We start from the raw sequence: 21,989 nt of genomic DNA, 5'->3' as shown, positions 1-21,989 counted from the left end.
TGGTGGTGGCGGTGGGACGGGTCAGTCCCCGACGTTCTCCCGGATCCGGTCGGTCAGGGCGTCGGAGGGCACGTCGTGCAGGCTGCCCTGCGGTCCGGCGAGGTCGAGAGCGTGCGCGGCCGCGTGGCCCATCGCCGCGCACGGCCCCATGACCCGCACGCTCGACAGCGCCGCGGCGTCACCGTCGATGCAACGGCCCGCGGCGACCAGGTTCGACGCGGCGGGCGGCAGCATCGAGCGCAGCGGCACGTAGTGCAGGTGGTCGGCGTCGAAGGTCTCCCAGACGTAGCCGTCGGGGCTGTCGTGCAGCTCGATCGGCCAGGCGGTGCGGGCGACGGCGTCGTCGAAGCGGACCCCGCCGCGCACCTCCTCGACGGTGAGCTGGTGGGCGGCGGCGATCCAGCGGGTCTGGCGGCGGCCGGGCAGCCCGTAGGAGCGCACCGTGGCCTTGCCGAACACCTCGGGGAACTCCGCGCGCAGGAACTCGACGACCCGGTCGGCCTGCGCCTTGCCCTCCAGCTGGGCCTCGGCGGCGGCGATCGGGTCCAGCGGCGCCTCGATGTGGGTCATGTTGAGCACCGCGGTGTCGCGGCCGGGGAAGTAGAAGGCGAGGCCGTCGCGACGGAGCAGGCCGTACTGGTCGGCCTTGGCCGCGACCCGGGCCGCGAGCTCGCCGGGCTCCGGTGCGGCACTGGTGTCGAGGTGCTCGACGACGAGCTGCTGGCTGCCGTAGATCTCCCGGTCGGGCAGCCGGCACTCCAGGCCCGCGGCCCAGGCGAGCGCGGCGTCGCCGCTGGCGTCGACGAACCCGGCCGCGGTGACGTCGACGGCGCCGTAGCGGGTGGCGAAGCGGGCGCCCAGGACACGGTCGCCGTCACGCTCGACGCCGGTGAGGGTGGCGTTGGTGAGGACCCGGATGCCGTGGGCACGGACGGTGTCCTCGACCCAGCGGCCGAGGCGCACCTCGTCGTAGCCGACGGTGAGGGTGTGGCCGGTGCGGCGGAACAGGTCCCCGCCGGCCTCGAGGTCGGCGAACATGGTGTCGAACAGGCCGTGGGTCAGCTGCCGGAACTCGGGGCCGTTGCCGTAGACCCCGCAGAACAGCCCGATCAGCGAGTTGACCATCTGCCCGCCGAGGACGGGGGCGGCGTCGACGAGGACGACGTCGCGGCCGAGGCGGGCGGACTCGACGGCGGCGGAGAGCCCGGCGATGCCGGAGCCGACGACGCAGACGTCGGCGGTCACCGCGTGCTCGGCCGGGTCGCCGGCGCGCAGTGGGGCGTCCCGGATCACGGTGTGGACCGGCAGGGGCGTCAGCGGGTGAGGCATGGCTCACACACTAGGAACGGCGCGCGCCGCCCCGGAAATAGAACGTTCGCCTGCCGGACCATCGACCGGACGAATAGTCGCAGCTCTACAGGGTGGCCGACAGTTCGACGATGAGTTCGCGGAGCCACCGGTGGGCCGGGTCCGGGTCGAGGTCGGTGTGCCACCAGAGACGCTCGCGGATCGGTCCGGGATCGCCCGGGCAGGGCAGCACGACCAGCCCGAGGCGGTCGGCGACCTGGCGGGCGAGCCGCTCCTGCAGCAGCGCGACGCGGTCGGTCCCGGCGACCAGGTAGGGCACCGACAGGTAGCTCTCCACCCGCACCCTGATGTCGGGTTCGACCCCGAGCCGGGCGAGCTGGCGGGTCATCGGCGCGGCCGCCGACATGCCGCGGTCCGGGGCGAACGGCACCACCCAGGGCATCGCGGCGAGCTCGTCGAGGTCCAGGGTCGGGTCCGGCCCGGCGGCGACCGGGTTGTCGGCGTCGACGACGCAGACCCAGCGGTCGTCGAACAGGGCGGTGGAGCGCAGCTCGGGCCGTTCGAAGCGGGCGGCGGGCGGGGCGATGAGGCCGTCGATGAGCCGTATCGTCTCGCCGATGTCGGCGGAGAAGGACTCGCGGACCAGCCGCAGCCGCAGCTCGACGCCGGGGGCGCGCCGGGCCGCCGCCGCGGACAGCGCGGGCCCGAGCACGGCGACGGTGTAGTCGGCGACGAGCAGGGTGAACCCGCGCCGGGCGCTCGACGGGTCGAAGCCGTGGCCGGTGCCGAACAGCCGCTCGGCGACCGAGCAGACGCCCTCGACCTGCTCGACGAGCTGGGCGGCGAGCGGGGTGAGGACGTAGCCGCCGGGGTGGCGGGACAGCAGGTCGTCGTCGAAGTGACGGCGCAGCCGGGACAGGGCCGCGCTGGCGGCGGGCTGGGAGATGCCGATGCGGGCGGCGGCGCGGGTGACGTTGCGTTCGCGCAGCAGCTCGCGCAGCGAGACGAGCAGGTTGAGGTCGAGGTTGGCCAGCCGGACCGTCGGCGGGGTCGTCACGGCGCCGCAGGCTAGCCGCTCACCCCGTCCGGAGCACCCACCCGGTCACCGTGCCGTGCGCCCTGCCGCTCACCCCGGCGGAACGCGCTCGGGGTGACGCCGCGGACCCGGGTGAAGGCCGCGCTGAAGCCGAACGGGTCGGCGTACCCGACCCGGCGCGCGATCCCGGCCAGCGTCGCGCCGGGCTCGGCGAGCAGCAGGTCCGCCGCCAGGGTCATCCGCCAGCCGGTGAGGTAGGTCAGCGGCGGCTCGCCCACCCGGTCGGTGAACCGCTTGGCCAGGGTCGCCCGGGACACACCGGTGGCGGCGGCGAGCCCGGCGACGGTCCAGGCCGCGGCGGGGTCGGCGTGCAGCAGCCGCAGCGCCCGCCCGACCACCGGGTCGTGCTGGGCCGTCCACCACCGCGGCCGGCTTCCGCCGGGCCGGTCGAACCACTCGCGCAGGGTGCAGACCAGCAGCCAGTCCAGGAGCCGGTCGAGCACGACCTGCTGACCGGGGGCGTCGACGGCGACCTCGGCGGCCACGTGGTCGAGCACCGTGTCCCCGCTGCCGCCGGCACCGACCCGCAGCACCGGCGGGAGCGCGTCGAGCAGCCGGGCGCCGACCTCGCCCCCGGCCGGGGAGGCCCCGGTGATCAGGGTGCTCGCGTCGCTGCCCGGCGCCGGCGCCGGGTCGTGCCAGCCGAGCCGGTGGCGGGTGCCGCCCTGGTCGGGCGTCGCGCAGTCCACGCCGCAGACGATCGGCTCGGCCGGGGTGCCGACCTCGTCGACCACGTGGAAACCGGCCGGGCCGCGCACGACGGCGGTCTCCCCCGCGGCCAGCCGCACCGGGTCGGCGCCGGGGACGAGGATCCACCCCGCGCCGGTCAGCATGGCGCACAGGGTCAGCGGTGCGCCGTCGACGAAGTGCAGCGACCAGGGCGGGGTCAGGGTGCTGCTGCCGAACAGCGAGCCGTGCGACCGCAGCCCGCGGACCAGGTCACCGAAGGGGTCCACCGCACCGAGGTTAGACGACCGGACAGGAGTTCCGGCGTCTCACCCATGTCGTCGTCCGCGCCGCGGTGGTGTGGTGGCCCCATGCCCACCACCGACACCCCCACCACCGACAGCCGCACCGCTCTCACCGACGGCGACCGCGTCTTCCTCGCCCGCCCGCTGCACGGCTTCCTGAGCGTCGCGGGCGGCCCGGTGCCGCCGCAGCCCCGCCCGGTCTGGTTCGAGGCGACCGACGACGGCACCGTGCAGCTGTTCACCGGGCCGGAGTCGCTGCACATCCGCCGCAGGCGCAGGGACCCGCGGGCCTCGCTGGTCGTCGCCGCGCCGGTCGGGGAACGCGAGCGCTGGGTCGCGGTCGACGGCTCCACGACCGTCGAGACCGACGGGGCACACGCGCTGGCGCAGCGGCTGGCGCAGCGCTACTGGGACCTCGACGACCCCGCGCGCGCCGCGGACCTCGCGGCGATCCTCGCCGAGGACCAGGTGCGGCTGGTGATCCACCCCGAGCGGGTGCGGCGGCTGATGTTCTGACCCCGGCCCGACCCGCCGGCCCGGGCGCCCGGCTCAGGGGGTGCGACGGCCCGACCACGCGGGTTCGACAGCCGCCCAGTCCTCCGCCCAGGCACGGGCGAACGCACGCCCGTTCCAGGCGAAGACCAGCCGCCCGGCGACCCACACCACGGCGGCCCACACCACGGCGGTGAGGAACCCGGCGGCGACGGCCACCGTGACGGCGTCGGCGGGGGTCGACGGCGGCGGCGCCAGCCGGCCGTCGGTGCCGACCCAGGCCGGCACCCGGTCACCGACGTCGTGGACGCCGGGCAGCGTGCTGCCGCCCGAGTGCGGCAGCCCGTCGGGGCCGGTCCAGCTCAGCGTGAGCGACTGCTGGCCGGTCTGCAGGTCGCCCACCGCGCTCGCCCGCGCGGTGACCGTCGCCGCGACCGGCACGCGCTCACGGGCCTCGACCGCGCCCCGCTCCAGGACCGACCCGTGGGCCGCGGCACCGGCGAGCCACGCCACGACCAGCCCGCAGGCGGCGAGCAGCCCGAGCACCACCGCGAGCAGGTCCTCGCGACGGGACGCCCGACGACGGAGCCGGTCAGCGGGTCCCGGCTCGGAGCCCGGCGGGTCGGCTGCGCGCATCGTTCCTCCTGGGGTCGGTCACGACGGGTCCTCCCCACCACCGCGGGTGAGGGGGCGATCACCGAGGACTACCCCCGTTATCGCCCCGTGACATCCCCCGGGACGGAGATCACGCCCACCGGACGCCGTGCGGTCCCCTTCCGTACCCGGGCGGTCGGCCGCGCAACGATCCGCCGCCGGGCCCGCCACCCACCCGTTCGCCATGCACCGCAGCCCATTCGCCGCCGCGGGGCGCGCCCGGGCAACCGCGGCACTCCGACGGGCGTCTGCCCCGATGTCACCCGGGTGGGTGATCTGTGACGTGGAGGTGGGCATGTCCCGGACCGAGCGGCTCCGTCGCCGTCGTGGCGTTCTGGTGACCGGGCTCGTGCTCGTGGCCGGGGTGGGGCTGGGTGGCACCGCGATCGCCACCGCCGACCCGGAGCAGAGCCGGGTCGCCGCGCAGGCCCACGCCGAGCCCGCCGTCCCCGGGACACCGTGCGCGGCGTCGGTGCGGGCGTGCGTGGACCTGGAGACGCGGCAGGCGTGGCTCGTCCGCGACGGGAAGGTCACCGGCGGACCGTTCCGGGTCACCACCGGGGGCGAGGGGAAGGCCACCCCGGTCGGGCACTCGTTCCGGGTGTACCGCAAGGAGGCCGACCACCGCAGCGGCGAGTTCCCCGGCCCGGACGGCCGCCCGGCGCGGATGCCGTGGTCGGTGTTCTTCGCCGACGGCGGGATCGCCTTCCACGGCGGCGACCTCAGCCGCGAGTCGGCGGGCTGCGTCAAGCTCGGCGCCCGCGACGCGCAGCGGTTCTTCGACACCCTGCAGGTCGGGGACAAGGTGCAGGTCGTGAACGGGTCGGTGGAACGCAGGCACCGCGCGGAGGCCCACGGCCGGGCCTGAGCCGCACCGACCCGGTCCGCGGGTCAGCCCGGCAGGACGATCCGGGTGCCTTCGGGCGCCCGGTAGGCGTCGACCACCCGGTTCAGCTCGATCTGGTAGTAGAGGGTCTGCAGGCCGAACACGAAGCACAGCAGCAGTCCGACGACCGGGCTGCAGGTGACGGGCAGGCCCGCGGAGCGCTGGCTGTCGGCGATCCGCTGCCCCGTGTTGTAGAACGACACGAGCGGCGCCACGACCGTCCAGCCCAGGAACAGCAGCACCAGCAGCGGCCCGGCGACGGGCACCTGGCGGCGCGGGTCGAACTCCGCCATCTCGCGGTGGATCCTGTAGTACCAGACGAGCCCGTAGATGCCGAGGGTGATCAGCGGCAGACCGAGCCACACCGCGACCGGGTTGCGGCGCTTCATCGCCAGCCCGACCGGGGCGTGCGGCGGCGCCGCGAGCTCGCCGGGGTGCCACGGGTCGAGTCCCGTGCCCGGGCCGCTGTGGGGACCGGGCGCCGGGTGGGCCTGCGGCCCCGGAGCTCCGTACCCGGCGGGTGCGCCGTACCCGGCGTCACCGGCGGGCGGGGGTCCGACCGGCTGCGGACCGGCGGGGTGGAGCCGGTGCGGGTCCGGCGGGTGAGGGGGCTGGGTCATCGGCGGGGATCCGATCTGTGCGGAGGAGCGACGCGGGCGACCCGCGTCCGTCCCCGGCGACCTCGCCGTCCGCGAGCCGGTCGTCAGCCCCGTCCGGCGCAGACCACGCCGGACCGGCCCGCGACGTCAGGTCGCGGGCCGGTCCGGATGGGGTGGGAGCGGTGGTGGGTCAGCTCGTGCTGGCCGCCCGCCGCGGCAGCACCCAGTTCGGGCGCGGGAAGTGGCAGGTGTAGCCGTACGGGAACTTCTGCAGGTAGTCCTGGTGCTCCGGCTCGGCCTCCCAGAAGTCACCGGCCGGCTCGACGTCGGTGCTCGCGCGGCCCGGCCAGAGGCCGGACGCGTCGACGTCGGCGATGGTGTCCAGGGCGACCGCCTTCTGCTCCTCGTTCGTGTAGAAGATCGCGGAGCGGTAGCTGCGGCCGATGTCGTTGCCCTGCCGGTCCTTCGTCGACGGGTCGTGGATCTGGAAGAAGAACTCCAGGATCTCGCGGTAGGAGATCCGCTCCGGGTCGAAGACGATCTCGACGGCCTCGGCGTGGTCGCCGTGGCGCCGGTAGGTCGCGTTCGGGGTGTTCGGGTCGCCGGAGTAGCCGACCCGGGTGGACACGACGCCCGGGCGCTCGCGGAGCAGCTCCTGGACACCCCAGAAGCACCCACCGGCGAGGATCGCGGTCTCGGTCATCAGGCTTGAACCTCCCTGTGTCGGGTCTCGACGGCTACAACGGTGCGGGCACCGCCGATGTTCCGTCGCGCACGACGGGTCTCCCGGTCTCGCGCCGGCCCCGCCGATGACCGATGCTCACACACATGGGAGCGGGCGCGGAGGAACTGACCACCGAGGAACGGGCCGTCGTGGAGACGGTGCGCGACTTCGTCGACCGGGACGTCCGCCCGGTGGTGCGGGAACTGGAGCACGCGAACACCTATCCCGAGAAGCTCATCGAGCAGATGAAGCAACTCGGGATCTTCGGGCTCGCCGTCCCCGAGCCGTGGGGCGAGGCCCCGGTGTCGATGCCCTGCTACGCCCTGGTCACCGCCGAGCTGGCCCGTGGCTGGATGAGCCTGGCCGGCGCGATGGGCGGGCACACCGTCGTCGCGAAGCTGCTGGTCGCCTTCGGCACCCGCGAGCAGCAGGACCGGTACCTGCCGCGGATGGCGACCGGTGAGCTGCGCGCGACGATGGCCCTGACCGAGCCCGGCGGCGGCTCGGACCTGCAGGCCATGACCACCCACGCCCGCCGCGACGGCGACCACTACGTGATCAACGGGTCCAAGACCTGGATCACCAACTCGCGGCGCTCGGGACTGATCGCGCTGCTGTGCAAGACCGACCCGGCTGCCGAGCCGAAGCACCGCGGCATCTCGGTGCTGCTGGTCGAGCACGGACCCGGGCTCACCGTCTCCCGTGACCTGCCCAAGCTCGGGTACAAGGGCGTCGAGTCCTGCGAGCTGTCCTTCGACGACATGCGGGTGCCCGCCGACGCGGTCCTCGGCGGTACCGAGGGCCGCGGCTTCGCCCAGATGATGAAGGGCCTGGAGACCGGCCGGATCCAGGTCGCCGCGCGCGCACTCGGCGTCGCCGACGCCGCGCTGGCCGACTCCCTGGCCTACGCCCGGGAACGCGAGTCGTTCGGCAAGCCGATCTGGCAGCACCAGTCGGTCGGCAACCACCTCGCCGACATGGCCACGAAGATCACCGCCGCACGGACCCTGATCCTGCACGCCGCCCGGCGGTACGAGTCCGGACAGCGGTGCGACATGGAGGCGGGCATGGCGAAGCTGTTCGCCTCCGAGACCGCCATGGAGGTCGCCCTCGACGCGGTGCGCATCCACGGCGGCTACGGCTACTCGACCGAGTTCGACGTCGAGCGGTACTTCCGCGACGCCCCGCTGATGATCGTCGGGGAGGGCACGAACGAGATCCAGCGCAACGTGATCGCCGCCCAGCTCGTCAAGCGCGGGGGCCTGGAACGGTGGTGAGCCCTCAGCCCACGCACAGTCGGCACACATCGGGGCCTGCCATGATCGCCACGCACGGGACCGACGGCGGGGAGGGGACGGCGTGGCGGCCGGGATCGTGGAGGCGGCGGCCGACCAGGGGCTGAGTGCGGCGCAGGTCGCCGCGGCGCGCCGGGCGGGCCGGACGAACGCGCCGGTCACCGCGGGGACGCGCGGCTACGGGCGGATCCTGCGCACCAACGTCTTCTCCTCCTACAACACGATCCTGTTCGCGATCGGCCTGGTCCTGCTGGTGCTGGGCCGCTACGGCGACGCCCTGACCAGCGTCGGGCTCGGCCTGGTCAACGCCGTCGTCGGGGCGGTGCAGGAGATGCGGGCCAAGCGGAAGCTGGACCGGCTGCAGCTGCTCGACGCCGCGGAGGTCACCGTCGTGCGGGACGGGGCCGAGCAGCGGGTGCCGGCCGCCGACGTCGTCGCCGGGGACGTGCTGGTGGTGCGGGCGGGCGAGCAGGTCGTCGTCGACGGGCCGGTGCTGACCGGGCGGGCCGAGGCCGACGAGTCGCTGCTCACCGGCGAGTCCGACCCGGTCGTCAGGACCCCCGGCGACCTGCTGCGCTCGGGCAGCCACTGCGTCGCCGGCACCGCCCGCCAGCGCGCGTCCGCCGTCGGCGCCGACAGCTACGCCGGCCGGCTGACGCTGCAGGCCCGCGCGGACACCACCGAGGCGACACCGCTGCAGCGGCGCATCGACTTCGTCGTCCGGCTGACCATGGTGCTGGTCGTGCTGATGAGCGGCGCGATCCTGGCCCAGGCGTTCCTGGAGGGGTTCTCGCTGCTGCGGGTCGTGCAGATCACCGCGGTGCTGTCCGGGCTGGTCCTACGGCCTGTTCTTCCTGATCGCCGTCGCCTACACCCGCGGCGCGGCCCGGCTGGCCGGGCGCGGTGCGCTGGTGCAGCAGGTCAACGCGGTGGAGGCGGTCACCCACGTCGACGTCGTCTGCACCGACAAGACCGGCACCCTGACCACCGGCGCGCTGCGCCTGGACGGGCTCGACCCGCTCGACGGGACCGACCCGGGGCCGGTGCTCGCGCGGTTCGCGGCGACGGTGGCCGACCCGAACCTCACCTCAGCCGCGCTCGCCGCGGCACTGCCCGGCACGCCGTGGGAGCTGCGCGACGAGGTCGCGTTCACCTCGTCGCTGCGCTGGTCCGGGCAGGTCACCACCGGCGGGGAGGCGTTCGTGCTCGGCGCCCCGGACGCGCTCGCGCCGCATCTGGGTGACCCGGACGCCGTCGCCGACCGGGTGGAGGCCCGCGCCGCAGTCGGGTTGCGGGTACTGCTGCTGGCCCGGGCCGCGCGGGCGGGCGCCGGGCTGCGCGACGACGACGGCCGTCCCGCCCTGCCCGGCCTGGAGCCGGTGGCGCTGGTGGTGCTGTCCGACGAGCTGCGCCCCGGCGTCGCCGACGCCCTGGAGCGGTTCGCCGCGGACGGGGTCGCGGTGAAGGTGCTCTCGGGCGACGACCCGCGCACCGTCGCCGCCCTCGCGGCGAAGGCCGGGCTCGACGTGGGTGAGGCGGTCGCCGGGTCCGAGATCGAGGAGCTCGACGACTCCGCCGGGGGCCGGGCCGCGCTCGACGCGCTCGTCGCCCGGACCACGGTGTTCGGGCGGGTCACCCCAGAGCAGAAGGAGCGGGTCGTCGCGAGCCTGCGCCGGGGCGGTGCGCACGTCGCGATGCTCGGTGACGGGGTGAACGACGCGCGTGCCCTCAAGCGGGCCCACGTCGGCGTCGCGATGCGCAGCGGCTCGGCGGTGACCCGCGACGTCGCCGACATCGTGCTCGTCGACGACTCGTTCGCCGCGCTGCTGCCGGCGCGCACCGAGGGCCGCCGGATCATCGACGGCATCGCCGTGTCGATGTACGTGTTCCTCACCCGGGTCGCCACCCAGGGCCTGGTGATCATGGCCGTGACCATGCTCGGGCTCGGGTTCCCCTACTCCCCCACCCAGGTCGGGCTGACGCTGCTGACCGTGGGTGTGCCCACGCTGTTCCTGACGCTGTGGGCGACGCCGTCCGAGCCGGACCCGGACCTGCTGGGCAACCTCGCCCGCTTCGTGGTGCCGGCGTCGGTGGTGACCGCGGCGGCGGGGACGGTCGTCTACACGGTGCTCTACCAGGGCATCCTGGCGGGCTTCACCAGCGGACGGACCCCGGCGCAGGTGATCGAGCAGTTCCAGAGCTACACCGGGCTGACCTACGGCACCGACGCCGACTTCGCCGGTGCGGCCGCGACGCTCGGCGCCCAGACCGGGCTGTCGACGTTCGTGGGGCCGGCGTCGTTCGTGCTGATCCTGTTCCTGCTGCCGCCGCACCGGTTCCTCGCCGCGTGGACGGCGCCGGTGTCCGACCGTCGCCCGGCCTGGCTGGTGCTGGGCCTGACCGTGGTGTTCGCGGGCGTGGTCGGGACCCCGGCGCTGTCGTCGTACTTCGGGCTCACCGGCGCGGCGCGGCCGGTGTTCCTGGTGGTGCTGCCGGTCCTGGTCTGCTGGTTCGCCCTGATGTGGGTGGTGCTGCGGTTCCGGCTGATGGACCGGATGCTGGGGACCGACCGGCTGCCCGGGCGGGTCGGTCAGCCGCCGTCCTGACGGGCGGAGTCCGGTGGGGCGGGCACGCCGTCGCCCCCGACGGTCTCGCTCCCGTCCCCGGTGGCGGTCCCAGTCCCGGTCCCGGTCCCGGTCGTCGTGCCGGTGCCGGTCTCGGTGCCGCGTGCGCCGAAGGCCGGGGCCGTGCCGTTGGCGGCGGTGACGGGGGTGCCCGCGGCGACGTCGTCCACACCGGCGAACCGGCGGTCCCGCAGGTCGATCTGCTCACCGAGGTAGCGCAGCAGGACCGCGACGACGGCCGCGACCGGCACCGCGAGGAACGCACCGGCGATCCCGGCGAGCGACCCGCCCGCCGTCACCGCCAGCAGCACGACGGCGCCGTGCAGCTTGAGGCTCTGTCCCTGCAGGAAGGGCTGCAGCACGTTGCCCTCGATCTGCTGCACCGCCACGACCAGCACCGCCACCGCGACCGCGGTGCCGAAGCCCTGCGTGACCAGCGCGATGAGCACGGCCAGCGAGCCCGCGACGACCGCACCGACGATCGGGATGAACCCGCCGATGAAGGTCAGCACGGCGAGCGGCAGCGCCAGCGGGATGCCCAGCAGCACCAGGCCGATGCCGATGAACACGGCGTCGATGAGGCTCACCAGGGCCTGGACGCGGATGAAGCCGCCGAGGACGTCCCACATCCGGCGCAGTACCTCGGCGATGTGCCCGCCCGCGCTGCGCCCGGTGATCGAGGTCAGCCACGGCAGGAACCGGGGCCCGTCCTTCACGAAGAAGAACGTCAGCACCAGCGCCAGCACCAGCGAGATCAGCCCGGACGCCAGGGTGGACACCCCGGTCAGGACGCCGCCGGCGATGGCGGTGGCGCTCTGCTGCAGCTGCCGGGTGACCTGGTCGACGATGTCACCGATCTGGCTGTCGCCGAGGTTGAGCGGCGGCCCGGACACCCACTGCTGGATCTGCCCGAGCGCCGCGATCACCCCGGAGGTGATCTGCTGGGTCTGCCCGGCGATCGACGGCGCGATGCTCACGAACAGCCCGGTCACCGCGGCGATGCCGACGAGCAGCACGATCGCCGAGGCCGCCGCGGCCGGGACCCGCCACCTGATGAGCAGCGCCGCGGGCGGACGCAGGACGGTGGCCAGCAGGATCGCGAGCACGACCGGCCAGGCGACGACCCACAGCATGCCGATGACGTAGCCGACGATCACCAGTCCGACGGCGATCAGCGCGACCCGCAGGCTCCACGCCGCCAGCCAGGTGAGCCCGTTGCCGATGACGGTGCCGCGGCTGGCGGCCGGGGCCGTCGGCGACGGGCTCAGCAGCCCGCCCCCCGCCGGGTCCCGCCGCGCCCCACGGTTCTCGGCGCGCGCGGCCGGTTGCGACCCCGAATCCATGACCCACTCCGTTCGTACCGGTCGACCTGCGGCGGGAACCCTAGCGGCGCAGGAGCCCCGGTGCCCGCCGCAACGCCCACACCACACCCGTCGGGGAGCGCTCAGAGGTCGTCGGCGAGATGGCGGAATCCGGCGGGCCGGTCGCGGTGCAGCGCCCACAGGGTCGCGGCGAGCGCGGCGGGATCCTTGCGGGGGTGCCCGGGCTCGATCGCGCCGGGGACGATCAGCTGGGCGACGTGCACGCCGTCGCCGGCGAGCTCGTCGTGCAGCATCGCCGCGAACGCGCCGAGCCCGGCGAAGGCGATGGAGGTGCCCGCTACCCGCGACGACGGCCGCGCCCCGCTGCCGCCGTTGACGAACAGCACCGTGCCGCGGCCCAGCGCGCGCATCCCGGGCAGCACCTGGTGCACGGCCGCGACCGGGCCGTACACCGACATCTCGACCGGTCCGACGAGGTCGGCCGGGGTGGTCTCGAGCAGCGGCCGCAGGAAGTCCTTCTGCGGTGCGGGGCTGTACTGCAGCACCTCGACCGGGCCGACGGTCTCCGCGACCCGCTCCAGCGTCGCGGCGAGGGCGGCGGGGTCACGGGCGTCGGCGGTGAAGGGGTGCGCGGCGACGCCGTCGTCGGCCAGTCCGGCGGCCAGCGCCTCGGCGCGGTCGCGGCGCCGTCCGATCAGGGCGACGTCGAACCCCTCGTGCCCGAAGCGCCGGGCCGTCGCCGCGCCGAGTCCCGGTCCGGCACCGACGATCGCGATGGTGGTCATGGCGTGATCATGCGGGTCGTGGGGTGGATGCGCACGGTCCGCGGTGCCCGCGGGGTCAGCCGCCCGACAGCAGGGTGAGCCGGTCCGCGACGGCGCCCAGCTGCGTGCTCATCCCGTTGAGCTCCTGGGCGGCGTCGCCGAGCAGCCCGGGGTCACCGAGGGAGGCGCCCGCGATGCAGTGCCGGGCGGCGTCGGCGCCCGCGGCGAGCCCGTCACGCCAGTACACCTGGGCGACGGCGTCCGGGATCGCCGGGTACGCCTGCGCGGAGGCGACCTCGTCGCGCAGGTCGCGGCAGGCATCGGCCAGCGCGACGGTCCCGCCGCCGGACCCGGCGCGCGCGATGTCGCGCAGGGCCTCGGTGATCGCGGTGACGTGCACCTGACCACCCGCGGCGCGCCAGTCGCCGACCGCGGCCGTCGCGGTGGCGGCGTCGTCGATCCCGCGGCCCGCCGCACCCGCGGCGCCGACGACCACCGCGAACACGACGAGCATCCCGGCGATCCCGGCGGCCAGGCCCGCGCCGACCGCGAGCGGACGACGGCGGCGCGGCAGCAGCGTGGCCGGGAAGCCGGGCAGCGTCCCGTCGGCGCCGGGCCCGGCGGCGGGCTCGACGACGACCGGGGCCGGGGTGAACCAGGGCCGCTCCGGGGCCGGGGCGGGCGGCGCGGGGTCCGCTCCGTCGCGGGGTGCGGGGACGGCCGCCCACCGGGGCGCGGTGCCGTGCCGCGGCGCGGTGGTCGGCGGCGCCGGGCGGGGCTGCGGGACGGCGATCCGGTGGGCGGACACCTCCTGCTGCGGTGCGGCGGGGCGGTGGCCGTCGACGTCCGGCCGGGTCACGGCCTCGCCCCGCGGGGCGCCCCGCTGCGCCGGGACGGCGATCGTGGGCGGGGTCTCACGCAGGGCGTGCCGCGGGTGGTACGACGTGCCGTCCATGACGTCCCCCTCTCCGGCGTGCGGGCGCTTCACGCAGTGCATCGCGCCGGCGCCGAGATCGTCACCGACTCCCCGCCAGTGTCACCAGAAATGGCGACCCGCGCATTCGCTGGGCGCCGTCCGCCGTTCACCCGACGCTCGTAGCATCGCGTCCGTCATGGCCGATCCCCTCCGCCCGCTGCGCACCGGCGCGGCCGCCCCGTCCGCGCACGTCGCACCGGGCCGGACCACGGTGCCGCGCTACGCCGGCCCGGCCGGCCGCGGCGACGCCCCGCACCTGGTCGTCGTCGCCGGGTCCGCGCCGGATCCCGACCTCGGGCCCGCCGACCGCCTGGTCCGGCTGCCCACCGGCGGGGACGCGGCGGGCCTGCTGGACCGGGAGCTCGCGACGCTGGTCACCGGCACCCGGATCCTGGTCACCGGCCCCGAGACCGTCGTGCAGGCCGTGCGCGCCGCGGCGCTGCACCGGGGCGCCCTCGACGAGGAGCTCGTCCTGGTCCCGACCGACGTCACCGGCTCCACCCGGGACCGGACGGTGCACTGCGGACACTGTCACCACCGCGTCGTCGTGCACGCCGACGTCGGGGACGCCGTGGCCTGCCCCGGCTGCCGGCTCGTGCTGCACGTCGCCGGGCACCACTCGCGCCGGCTCGCGGCGTTCCTCGGCGCGCCCACCCCGGAGCGGGCGCCGTGACCCGGCCCGCCGTGCACCTGCGGGTCGCCGCGGTCACCGACGCCGCGCCCGGCGTCCGTTCCCTGGAGCTCGCCGCCGCACCGGGGACCGGGCCGCTGCCCGCGGCCCCGCCCGGCGGCCACATCGGCGTCGAGTGGGCGCCGGGCCGCTGGAACTCCTACTCGCTGACCGCGCCGTCCCCCGCACCCGACCGCTGGCACGTCTCGGTCGCCCGGCGCCCGGACTCCCGCGGCGGCTCGGTGTGGGCGCACGGTCTCGCCCCGGGCGACGCGGTCGTGGCGACGACGCCGCGCAGCTCGTTCCCGCCGGTCGACACCGCACGCCACCCCCTGCTCGTCGCGGGCGGGATCGGGGTGACCGCGGTCCTGTCCCACGCCCGCTGGCACGCGTTCTGGGGGAACCCGTTCACGGTGCTCACCGTCCACCGCCCCGGTCCCGCGCCACACCGCGACGAGCTGCGCGCGCTCTGCGGGGAACGGCTGGTGGAGGCCACCGGCCGCGTCGAGGCCCACGCCGCGCTGGAGCGGCTGCTGACCACGGCCCCGTTCGGCAGCCACGTCCACACCTGTGGCCCGCCCGGTCTGATCGCCGCGGCCGCGCGGACCGCCCGCGCCGCGCACTGGGTCGACGCCCGCATCCACGCCGAGGCGTTCGTCCCCGGAGCCGGGCCCGGTACCCCGTTCCGTGCGGTGCTGCGCCGCAGCGGCCGCACGGTCGAGGTCGGTGCCCGCGAGACCCTGCTCGACGCCGTGCACCGCGCCGGGGTCGCCGCGCCCGCGATGTGCCGGCGCGGGGTCTGCGGCGAGTGCGTGACACCCGTCGTCGACGGCCGGGTGGAGCACCGCGACACGGTCCTGACCGCCGACGAGCGCGCCGACCGGATGGCGCTCTGCGTGTCCCGCGCCGCCGGGACGGCACTGGAGCTGGACCTGTGACCGGCGTCGACGACTACCCGTTCCCGCTGCCGCACCCGACCTACCGGATCAGCGCGAACGTCGAGCCGGCCGGGGTGGAGCGCCGTACCGAGGCCGGCTCCTGGGGCGCGCGGATCGTGCACGACGGCCCGGACCGTCCCGCCGTCGCCGCCCAGCGCGCGTCGATCCTGGACCGTGGACCCGCGCGCTTCGTCGCCGCGCCGCACGCCCGCGCGTCCTGCTGGGACGCCTGCCTGTACCTGCTCGGGCGCCTCGCTGCCGAGCAGCCCGGCACCTGCACCCTGACCCGCACCCCCGGCCGGACCGGCGGAACGGGCGGTTGGCGGTTCCGTGACGCGGCCACCGGCACCGACCAGGAGTTCGTGTTCGGCGACGACGCCACCCTGCCCGAGCACCCGTTGCGCTGGGTGTCCCGGCTCGTCGCGGAGGACGTGGTGGTGCTCGGCGCCCGCGACGACGCGCTGTGGCTCGACGCCGGTGCCGTCGCGTTCGCCTCGGTCTGGTCGCTCGGGTTCGACGCCGGCATGAGCTTCCGGGAGCTGCACGGCCCGGTCCCCGGCAACGGTCCCGGCGGGGTGTTCGAGCGCGCCGAACGCTTCCTGCTGCACCTGCACCCCGGCGAGGCCTACCGCCGTCTGAACTGGGGGCTGCAGCCCGACGACCGCCGTGACCTGTCCCTCGACGCCGCCCCGCTGTGGCAGCCCGCCCGGGCCCGGCTCGACCTCACCGACCCCGGCCGGCAGATCCACCTGCGCACCGAGGTGCAGCACCTGGTGCGGCTGCCGCTGACCGGCGCGGTGCTGTTCCTGATCGATGTCCGCCTGCTGCCGCTCGACGAGGTCGCGCGGGTACCGGCCTGGCGCGAGCGCCTCGCGTCGGTCCTGGAGACGCTGCCCCCGGAGGTCGCGGAGTACAAGGAGCTGGAGCCGCTGGCCTCGATCGCCGCGGGGTGGTTGCGCGCCGGGTCCTGACCGGCACCATCGGTGGCGGTGGCGGCCCCACAGCCCCGTCCCCCTCCCGACCCGCCCCGGGCAGCCGGGCCCCTCGTCCGCACCGGTACGAGCACACGTTCGAGCGGGAGACCGCACCGCCCGACCGCCCACCACCCGACCGCGACCGACAGCAACTAGCCTCGCGCGCCGTGACCGACGCGACCCGTACCACCGTGCTCGACCTCGTCGCCGACCCCGGGCTGCCGACCGAGCTCGCCCACCGGCTCGTCCGCGACCTGCCCGCCGCGCTCGAGGAGCACGACGACGCCCGCTGGGAGGTCCGCCTCGCCGACGAGCCGATCGTCCTGGACGAGCGCGGCGCGCTGCCCGCCCTCGACATCGGCGACCGGGTGCGCGAGCGGGACGGCGCCGACGCCGTCGTGCTGCTCACCGACCTGCCGCGCCGATCCGGGGCGGACCCGGTCGTCGCCGACGGCGGGACCGGGCACCGGGTGGGCCTGGTGTCGCTGCCCGCGCTGGGCGCGATCAACCAGTACCGGCGGTGCCGCGACACGGTGGTCCGTCTCGTGACCGGGCACCTGGTGCCCCCCGACCGCGCGGGCGCCGAGGGGAGCGGAGCGCCGGACGCCGGTCATGCGGGGCCACTGACCCGGATCGACCCGGGGACCCGCGCCGGAACCGACGGCGACCACCGCCACCAGGACCGCGACCAGGACCGCGACCGCGATCGGGTGCGCGCGGACGACTCCGATGCCGGCAGCGGCGGGGTGGAGGACGACATCGACGTCCGCCTCGCGCTGACCGGGCTCCGCGGGCGGGTCCGGCTGCTGGCCGGGATGGTCCGCGCGAACCGTCCGTGGCGGCTGGTGCCGAGCCTGTCCCCCGCCATCGCCGCGGCAGCGGCCGGGGCGGCGTTCGGGATCTTCTACTCCAACATCTGGGAGCTGGCGACCGCGCTCGGGACCGCCCGGCAGGTGACGGTCATGCTGATCGCCCTGGTCGGGATGACCGCGTGGCTGATCCTCGACAACCGGCTGTGGGAGTCGCGGCGACACCGCTCGCTGCGCGAGGAGATGCTGCTGTCGAACCTCTCGACGGTGATCACCGTGGGGTGCGGGGTGCTGGTGATGTTCGCGCTGCTGTTCGTCCTGGCCCTGGTCGCGGCGGTCCTCGTCATCCCGCCGGACTACCTCGCCTCGACCCTGATGCGCGAGTCCGGTCCGGACGACTGGATCATGATCGCCTGGCTGTCGACGTCCATGGGGACGGTCGCCGGGGCACTGGGTTCCGGGTTCGCCGACGACGGCGCGGTCCGCCAGGCCGCGTACAGCCGCCGGGAGCAGGAGCGGCGGGCGCGGCTGGACCGGGCCGACGACGGTGACCGCGGCAGGGACACCCCGGCCTGACCCCCACCGGCGACGCGCCGGGGCCGCAGTGCGGTGCGGTGCACCCGGAACCGGCGTGGATCCGGCGGGTCAGCCCTGGACGAGGGCGTTCCGCAGGACGCGCAGCGCCGCGGCGTCCCGCGCCTGCCCGTCCGCGGCGGCGTCGAGCCGGGCGACCAGGTCCGCGGGCAGGTCGAGCACGATCCGGACCGGCGCCACGTCCGACGTCGTGCTCGGGCTGCCGACACCGTCGCCCCCGGCGCCGTCGGAACCCGTCACCGCGGCCGTGGGTGCCGCCGGCTCCGCCGCGTCGGCCCGCGCACCGGCCGACGCGGTGCCGTGGGCCGCGGCCCGCGTGGCCGTGTTCCCGTCGGACGCGGGCCGGGCCCCGGTGGCGGCGGGCTCGTGCCCCCGGCCGCGCAGGACCAGGGCCAGCACCGGCAGGGCGATGGTGCCGAGCGCGTCGACGATCCCCGCGACGCCGAACCAGCGCCAGTACCACTCGCTGTCGCCGACCTCGCCGTCGGTGATCACCGGCAGCGCCAGCATCGTCGCGACGACGGCGATCGCGGCCAGCGTCAGCCCGAGGCCCGCACGGATCACGGTGCGGCGCCGCTCGGCGAGCAGGAGGAGCAGGTTCGCGTGTGCCAGGCTGATCGCGACGATCGTCGCCACCAGCAGGCTCTTCAGCACCGAGCCGTCGCCGTCGCCCTCGAGGAGCCCGTCGCCGCCCCAGACCAGCCACAGCGCGGCTCCCGCGGCGACGACGCTCGCCGCCAGGCCGGCGAACCCGAGGGCCCGCACGGCACGGGTGACGACGGCGAGGTGGCAGAGCGCCGAGGTGCCGAACGCGGCGACGATCAGGGTGGTCGCGACGATCCGGGCCTGCAGGTCACCGAAGCCACCGCCGAGCAGGGCGACGATCCCGCAGAGCGAGGCGACGAGCAGCGAGGCGACCACCGCGACGATCATCGCGCGGCGGGCCCCGCGGACCGGGGAGGCAGCGGGTGCGGTCATGCCGGCGAGGCTAGGGCCATCCGGGGCGGTCGGGCCTCCGTAGGGCTACGGCATCCCGGCGAGCAGGGTCGCGACGCCCTCCCGGTGCTGGGCGACGGCGTCGTCGACCCGCCCGCGCCGGGCCCGGCCCGCCGCCCGGGTGGAGACGAGTACGGCCAGGGTCCGCCCGTCCGGACCGGCGATCCCGACGCGGCCGAGGTCGTGGCCGGTGAGCAGGTCCATGGCACGGGCCAGCGCGTCGGGCGGGAGCGGCGCGTGGACGTGCAGCCGGGCCCGGGCGCGGCGCAGCCGGTCGGGGCTCCACGGGCCGGTGTCGGCGACGCCGCGGTAGAGCTCGTCGAGCCGCGGGTCGCCGCCCGGCAGCCGGACCCGGACGTCGCGATGGGTCTGGTTCAGCACCGCGTCGACGATCTCCACCAGCTCCCACCCGTGCGCGTCCCCGTCGACGGTGGCGAGCACGTCCGGAACCGCGCCGGGCAGCGGTGCGCCGCGCACGCCGGGGTCGGGGACGAGCGCGGCGATCCGGATGCGTTCGCCGTCCTTGCCACCGCCGACGGCGTCGTGGTCCTCCGGGCGGCCACCCCAGTCGGGGCCGTCGTGCCAGGCCACCGCGGCCGGTTCGTGGACGAGCAGCGCACCGTTGTTCCAGGCCCGGTAGGCCAGGTCCCAGTCCTCGCCGCCGTAGCCGACGTAGCGCTCGTCGAAGCCGCCGAGGTCGTCGAACAGGCTGCGGTGCAGGGCGAGCACGGCGCTGATGACCAGCTGCCAGTCCGTGCCCGACGCGTCGAGCAGGTCGCGGGTGCGGCAGTAGCCGTCGGCGAGCCAGGCCGGGTCGGGCAGCTGCGGCGCGGCCGCCGGGTCGTCGCCGGGGTCGGTGCCGGACAGGTCCGCGTGCCGGCGACGCCCGACGGCGAGCACGTCCGGGCAGGCCGCGATCCGCGCGGTGAGCGCCGCGACGAAGCCGGGCCCGGGGACGGAGTCGGCGTCGAGGAACACCAGGACGTCACCCTCGACCTGCGCGGCGCCGCGGTTGCGCGCGGCGGCGGCGCGGAACCCGCGGTCGTCCTGGGTCACCACCCGCACCGGGACCGGCCCCGCGAGCGCGGCCGGGTCGGGCGGCTCCGGGGACCCGTCGTCGGCGACGACCACCGACACCGGCGGTCGGGTCTGCGTCTGCAGCGCGGCGACGGTGCGGGCCAGCTGTGCGGGCTGCCGGTAGTGGCACACCACCACCCCCACCGACGGCGGCGGCCCGATGTGCGGCGCGAGCAGGTCCCAGCGGTTCCCCGGCACGCTCACCGGGCGACCATCCTCCGGTAGAGGGCGGCGTGCCCGGCCCCGGCGTCCGGCCAGTCCGGGACCGGGCCGCGGGTCGCGCCGGGCCGTGTCAGGGCGTCGGCGACGAGGGCGTCGCGGCGGGTGTCGTCGTCGTAGAGCGCCACCGCGCCCGGGGCCGCGGCGTCGACCTCGAGGGCGTAGGCACCGGCCGCGGCCAGCGGGTAGCGGCCGTGGGCCAGCCACGCCAGCAGCGAGCCACTGGCACTGACGGTGCGGCTCGGCGCGACCGGGACGGTGACCGCCGCCGCGGCCGCGGCGAGCGCCGCCGGCTCCAGGTGTCCGGTGAGGATCCAGTCCACCCCGCGGGACCGGGCGTACCCGGCGAGGGACCGGGCGAGCTCGTCGTGCCCGTCGGACACCGCCCCCGCGGCGACGACCGCGGGCCGGTCCGGGTGCGCCGCCGCCGCGTCGATCACGGCCTCGTGCCCCTTGCCGGGGTAGACGAACCCGAGCACGCCGAGCGTGGGGCGCCCCGCCCAGCCCGGGGCCTGCTCGGCGGGAACGACGACCGGCAGCGGCAGCGCCACGGTCACCGGGTCGGCCGCGCCGAGCGCGCGGGCCTTGTCGGCCTCGTGCCCCGCGGACACGACGACCGCGTCGGCGACGGCGACCACGCGCCGGTAGCCGGCGGACCGGCGGACGTCGCGGGCCGGGTCGGGGTCGGCGCCGGGCAGGTCGTGCAGGGTCACGACGAGCGGCCTTGGCAGGACCTCCACCTGCTCGACGAAGGCGTCGGCGGCCGCGGCGACCCCGGCACCCCACAGCGCGTCGGTGAACTGGGCGTGGGTGAGGTCGGCCTGGCCGGAACCGACCGGGACCACGCCGTCGGCGACCACCGCGGCGGCGACGGCGGCGGCGTGCCGGACCACGCCGTGCCCGGACGCCCCGGGCGCGACGACCCGCACGGTGACGGTCACCGCGCCACCCCGGCCAGGACGCGGCGGTACTCGCGGGCGTGGGCGTCGGCGACCTCGGCGCGGCGCCGTTCCCGGTCGCCGGGGTCGGCCCGCCAGGCCGGACGGGTCCGGTGCGCCAGTGCGACGGCGGCGCCGAGCGAGGCGCGGTCGGGGCCGTCGTCGGTGAGGGTGTAGGTCAGGCAGGGCGCCTGCTCCCGGAAGTGTCCGACGTCGGGCACCAGCGCGGTCGTGCCGAGGTCGTGACAGGCCTCCAGCCAGCCGGAATGGGTCCCCCACCGGTACGGGAGCACCGACACGTCGAGCTCCTGGAGGTAGGTGTGGAGGGCGTCGTCGTCGAACGGGGGGTGCACCCGCAGCTCGAGGCGGGGCTCGTCGCGCAGCGCGTGCGCCACGGCGCGGCCACGCGCGTCGTCGTGCGCGTCGACCCGCAGCCGGACGTCGGGCGGGGCGGTCGCGGCGAGCGCGCGGGCCACCCCGACCGGGTCGGCGTTGGTGCGGTGGCTCTTGGCGTGCAGACCGACGACGAACCCGTCGGCGCGGCGGGGCCGGGGACGGCGCAGCCACTCCGGCCCGACGACGGCCGGGTGCCCCAGCACCAGAGCCTCGCGGCCCCAGCGTTGCCGGATCCGCGCGGCGGCCCCCGGGGTCAGCGTGACGAGCCCGGCGGCGGCCGGTACCAGCACGTCGAGGGCCGCGGCGTGCGGCGCGGGGTCGGCGTGGTGCGGGTTGCGCAGGTCGTGCACGGTCAGCACCAGCGGGACACCCGTCTCCCCCAGTGCCGCGACGAGTGCGCGGAGCTGGTCGGGGGTGCGGTCGTCGAAGCCGAAGTGCACGTGCAGCAGGTCGACGTCCGCGGCGTGCGCGCGCAGATGGTCGGCGTCGAGCCACGGCGAGGGCCACCACACCCCCGGACGGGCACCCGGGACCGGCGGGTCCGGGAGCCGGACCACCTCGGGGTGGTGCAGCGACGCCACGTAGGGATGGGCGGTGGGCACGGACGCCACGCGCACGCGACGGCTCCTCTCCTCGGGTCCCCCGGGATGCCCGTCCGGGCGCTGAT

The 21,989-nt window shown here is 76.3% G+C and carries 21 protein-coding genes and 1 pseudogene; 9 read left to right on the top strand and 13 right to left on the bottom strand.

Features of this window, described 5'->3' with window-relative positions; all coding sequences use genetic code 11:
- Positions 1 to 21 precede the first annotated feature (21 nt).
- The 3 genes from ZF1_RS13210 to ZF1_RS13200 form a co-directional block, all read right to left on the bottom strand.
- A complete protein-coding gene (locus ZF1_RS13210) occupies positions 22 to 1,329 on the bottom strand; it encodes an FAD-dependent oxidoreductase (protein ID WP_482637385.1) in 1,308 nt (435 codons plus the stop codon).
- An 85-nt stretch (positions 1,330 to 1,414) separates the two neighbouring features.
- Positions 1,415 to 2,365: a LysR family transcriptional regulator gene (locus ZF1_RS13205; protein ID WP_482637384.1), complete on the bottom strand. Its 951-nt coding sequence runs from the start codon at positions 2,363 to 2,365 to the stop codon at positions 1,415 to 1,417.
- Between the two features lie 11 nt (positions 2,366 to 2,376).
- Positions 2,377 to 3,360, bottom strand: a complete 984-nt coding sequence (locus tag ZF1_RS13200; RefSeq protein ID WP_482637383.1) for an AraC family transcriptional regulator — start codon at positions 3,358 to 3,360, stop codon at positions 2,377 to 2,379.
- An 81-nt stretch (positions 3,361 to 3,441) separates the two neighbouring features.
- Here ZF1_RS13200 and ZF1_RS13195 point away from each other — a divergent pair, with 81 nt between their 5' ends.
- A complete protein-coding gene (locus ZF1_RS13195) occupies positions 3,442 to 3,891 on the top strand; it encodes a pyridoxamine 5'-phosphate oxidase family protein (RefSeq protein ID WP_405417344.1) in 450 nt (149 codons plus the stop codon).
- A gap of 33 nt (positions 3,892 to 3,924) precedes the next feature.
- Here ZF1_RS13195 and ZF1_RS13190 read toward each other — a convergent pair whose 3' ends face one another.
- Complete coding sequence (locus ZF1_RS13190; protein WP_251782835.1) at positions 3,925 to 4,503, bottom strand: Rv1733c family protein; 579 nt, start codon at positions 4,501 to 4,503, stop codon at positions 3,925 to 3,927.
- Positions 4,504 to 4,816: 313 nt separating this feature from the next.
- On the opposite strand from ZF1_RS13190, the gene ZF1_RS13185 reads away from it, so the two are divergent.
- Complete coding sequence (locus ZF1_RS13185) at positions 4,817 to 5,389, top strand: L,D-transpeptidase (RefSeq protein WP_405417346.1); 573 nt, start codon at positions 4,817 to 4,819, stop codon at positions 5,387 to 5,389.
- A gap of 23 nt (positions 5,390 to 5,412) precedes the next feature.
- Here ZF1_RS13185 and ZF1_RS13180 read toward each other — a convergent pair whose 3' ends face one another.
- A complete protein-coding gene (locus tag ZF1_RS13180; protein WP_482637382.1) occupies positions 5,413 to 6,027 on the bottom strand; it encodes a DUF4234 domain-containing protein in 615 nt (204 codons plus the stop codon).
- A gap of 169 nt (positions 6,028 to 6,196) precedes the next feature.
- A complete protein-coding gene (msrA, locus tag ZF1_RS13175) occupies positions 6,197 to 6,709 on the bottom strand; it encodes a peptide-methionine (S)-S-oxide reductase MsrA (protein WP_482637381.1) in 513 nt (170 codons plus the stop codon).
- 125 nt (positions 6,710 to 6,834) lie between these two features.
- Here msrA and ZF1_RS13170 point away from each other — a divergent pair, with 125 nt between their 5' ends.
- The 3 genes and pseudogenes from ZF1_RS13170 (at position 6,835) to ZF1_RS13160 (ending at position 10,631) form a co-directional block, all read left to right on the top strand.
- A complete protein-coding gene (locus ZF1_RS13170) occupies positions 6,835 to 8,007 on the top strand; it encodes an acyl-CoA dehydrogenase family protein (RefSeq protein ID WP_346108231.1) in 1,173 nt (390 codons plus the stop codon).
- Between the two features lie 349 nt (positions 8,008 to 8,356).
- Positions 8,357 to 8,779 (top strand): annotated as a pseudogene (locus tag ZF1_RS13165) (P-type ATPase actuator domain-containing protein); the annotation flags it as partial.
- A 157-nt stretch (positions 8,780 to 8,936) separates the two neighbouring features.
- Positions 8,937 to 10,631 (top strand): HAD-IC family P-type ATPase, encoded by a 1,695-nt coding sequence (locus ZF1_RS13160; RefSeq protein ID WP_482637380.1) that lies wholly within the window; start codon positions 8,937 to 8,939, stop codon positions 10,629 to 10,631.
- On the opposite strand, the gene ZF1_RS13155 is transcribed toward ZF1_RS13160, so the two are convergent.
- The 3 genes from ZF1_RS13155 to ZF1_RS13145 form a co-directional block, all read right to left on the bottom strand.
- A complete protein-coding gene (locus tag ZF1_RS13155) occupies positions 10,616 to 11,992 on the bottom strand; it encodes an AI-2E family transporter (RefSeq protein ID WP_482637379.1) in 1,377 nt (458 codons plus the stop codon). The two genes, ZF1_RS13160 and ZF1_RS13155, sit on opposite strands and share 16 nt — an antisense overlap.
- A 101-nt stretch (positions 11,993 to 12,093) precedes the next feature.
- Positions 12,094 to 12,756 (bottom strand): SDR family NAD(P)-dependent oxidoreductase, encoded by a 663-nt coding sequence (locus ZF1_RS13150; protein WP_251782841.1) that lies wholly within the window; start codon positions 12,754 to 12,756, stop codon positions 12,094 to 12,096.
- A gap of 55 nt (positions 12,757 to 12,811) precedes the next feature.
- Positions 12,812 to 13,690, bottom strand: coding sequence for a hypothetical protein (locus ZF1_RS13145; protein ID WP_482637378.1), 879 nt, complete (start codon positions 13,688 to 13,690; stop codon positions 12,812 to 12,814).
- Positions 13,691 to 13,847: 157 nt separating this feature from the next.
- On the opposite strand from ZF1_RS13145, the gene ZF1_RS13140 reads away from it, so the two are divergent.
- From ZF1_RS13140 to ZF1_RS13125, 4 genes are all read left to right on the top strand, one after another.
- Positions 13,848 to 14,384 carry a dimethylamine monooxygenase subunit DmmA family protein gene (locus tag ZF1_RS13140; protein ID WP_405417354.1) on the top strand — a complete coding sequence of 179 codons (537 nt, stop codon included), beginning with the start codon at positions 13,848 to 13,850 and terminating at the stop codon, positions 14,382 to 14,384.
- Positions 14,381 to 15,319 (top strand): PDR/VanB family oxidoreductase, encoded by a 939-nt coding sequence (locus ZF1_RS13135; protein ID WP_482637377.1) that lies wholly within the window; start codon positions 14,381 to 14,383, stop codon positions 15,317 to 15,319. Before ZF1_RS13140 ends, ZF1_RS13135 begins: the two co-directional genes overlap by 4 nt.
- Entirely contained in the window at positions 15,316 to 16,290 is a 975-nt protein-coding gene (locus tag ZF1_RS13130; RefSeq protein WP_405417358.1) for a heme-dependent oxidative N-demethylase subunit alpha family protein, read from the top strand. The genes ZF1_RS13135 and ZF1_RS13130 overlap by 4 nt, the downstream gene beginning before the upstream one ends.
- Before the next feature lie 170 nt (positions 16,291 to 16,460).
- Complete coding sequence (locus ZF1_RS13125) at positions 16,461 to 17,678, top strand: hypothetical protein (RefSeq protein ID WP_482637376.1); 1,218 nt, start codon at positions 16,461 to 16,463, stop codon at positions 17,676 to 17,678.
- 69 nt (positions 17,679 to 17,747) lie between these two features.
- Here ZF1_RS13125 and ZF1_RS13120 read toward each other — a convergent pair whose 3' ends face one another.
- The 4 genes from ZF1_RS13120 to ZF1_RS13105 are packed head-to-tail and all read right to left on the bottom strand — an operon-like array spanning position 17,748 to position 21,939.
- A complete protein-coding gene (locus ZF1_RS13120) occupies positions 17,748 to 18,674 on the bottom strand; it encodes a hypothetical protein (RefSeq protein WP_482637375.1) in 927 nt (308 codons plus the stop codon).
- Positions 18,675 to 18,719: 45 nt separating this feature from the next.
- Positions 18,720 to 19,973: a glycosyltransferase family 2 protein gene (locus tag ZF1_RS13115; protein ID WP_482637374.1), complete on the bottom strand. Its 1,254-nt coding sequence runs from the start codon at positions 19,971 to 19,973 to the stop codon at positions 18,720 to 18,722.
- Positions 19,970 to 20,929 carry a hypothetical protein gene (locus ZF1_RS13110; RefSeq protein ID WP_482637373.1) on the bottom strand — a complete coding sequence of 320 codons (960 nt, stop codon included), beginning with the start codon at positions 20,927 to 20,929 and terminating at the stop codon, positions 19,970 to 19,972. Before ZF1_RS13110 ends, ZF1_RS13115 begins: the two co-directional genes overlap by 4 nt.
- On the bottom strand, positions 20,926 to 21,939 hold the full coding sequence (locus ZF1_RS13105; RefSeq protein ID WP_482637372.1) for a glycosyltransferase family protein: 1,014 nt from the start codon (positions 21,937 to 21,939) through the stop codon (positions 20,926 to 20,928). The genes ZF1_RS13110 and ZF1_RS13105 overlap by 4 nt, the downstream gene beginning before the upstream one ends.
- Positions 21,940 to 21,989: the final 50 nt, after the last annotated feature.

Source organism: Pseudonocardia sp. ZF1 (assembly GCF_056835605.1).
This window is presented reverse-complemented; position numbering and strand designations above follow the sequence as displayed.

What these genes read in the sequence shown, in the direction of transcription:
- ZF1_RS13210 (WP_482637385.1), bottom strand. Translation starts at nt 1,329, where the DNA reads ATGCCTCACCCGCTGACGCCCCTGCCGGTCCACACCGTGATCCGGGAC.
- ZF1_RS13195 (WP_405417344.1), top strand. Translation starts at nt 3,442, where the DNA reads ATGCCCACCACCGACACCCCCACCACCGACAGCCGCACCGCTCTCACC.
- ZF1_RS13190 (WP_251782835.1), bottom strand. Translation starts at nt 4,503, where the DNA reads ATGCGCGCAGCCGACCCGCCGGGCTCCGAGCCGGGACCCGCTGACCGG.
- ZF1_RS13185 (WP_405417346.1), top strand. Translation starts at nt 4,817, where the DNA reads ATGTCCCGGACCGAGCGGCTCCGTCGCCGTCGTGGCGTTCTGGTGACC.
- ZF1_RS13180 (WP_482637382.1), bottom strand. Translation starts at nt 6,027, where the DNA reads ATGACCCAGCCCCCTCACCCGCCGGACCCGCACCGGCTCCACCCCGCC.
- msrA (WP_482637381.1), bottom strand. Translation starts at nt 6,709, where the DNA reads ATGACCGAGACCGCGATCCTCGCCGGTGGGTGCTTCTGGGGTGTCCAG.
- ZF1_RS13170 (WP_346108231.1), top strand. Translation starts at nt 6,835, where the DNA reads ATGGGAGCGGGCGCGGAGGAACTGACCACCGAGGAACGGGCCGTCGTG.
- ZF1_RS13155 (WP_482637379.1), bottom strand. Translation starts at nt 11,992, where the DNA reads ATGGATTCGGGGTCGCAACCGGCCGCGCGCGCCGAGAACCGTGGGGCG.
- ZF1_RS13150 (WP_251782841.1), bottom strand. Translation starts at nt 12,756, where the DNA reads ATGACCACCATCGCGATCGTCGGTGCCGGACCGGGACTCGGCGCGGCG.
- ZF1_RS13145 (WP_482637378.1), bottom strand. Translation starts at nt 13,690, where the DNA reads ATGGACGGCACGTCGTACCACCCGCGGCACGCCCTGCGTGAGACCCCG.
- ZF1_RS13140 (WP_405417354.1), top strand. Translation starts at nt 13,848, where the DNA reads ATGGCCGATCCCCTCCGCCCGCTGCGCACCGGCGCGGCCGCCCCGTCC.
- ZF1_RS13120 (WP_482637375.1), bottom strand. Translation starts at nt 18,674, where the DNA reads ATGACCGCACCCGCTGCCTCCCCGGTCCGCGGGGCCCGCCGCGCGATG.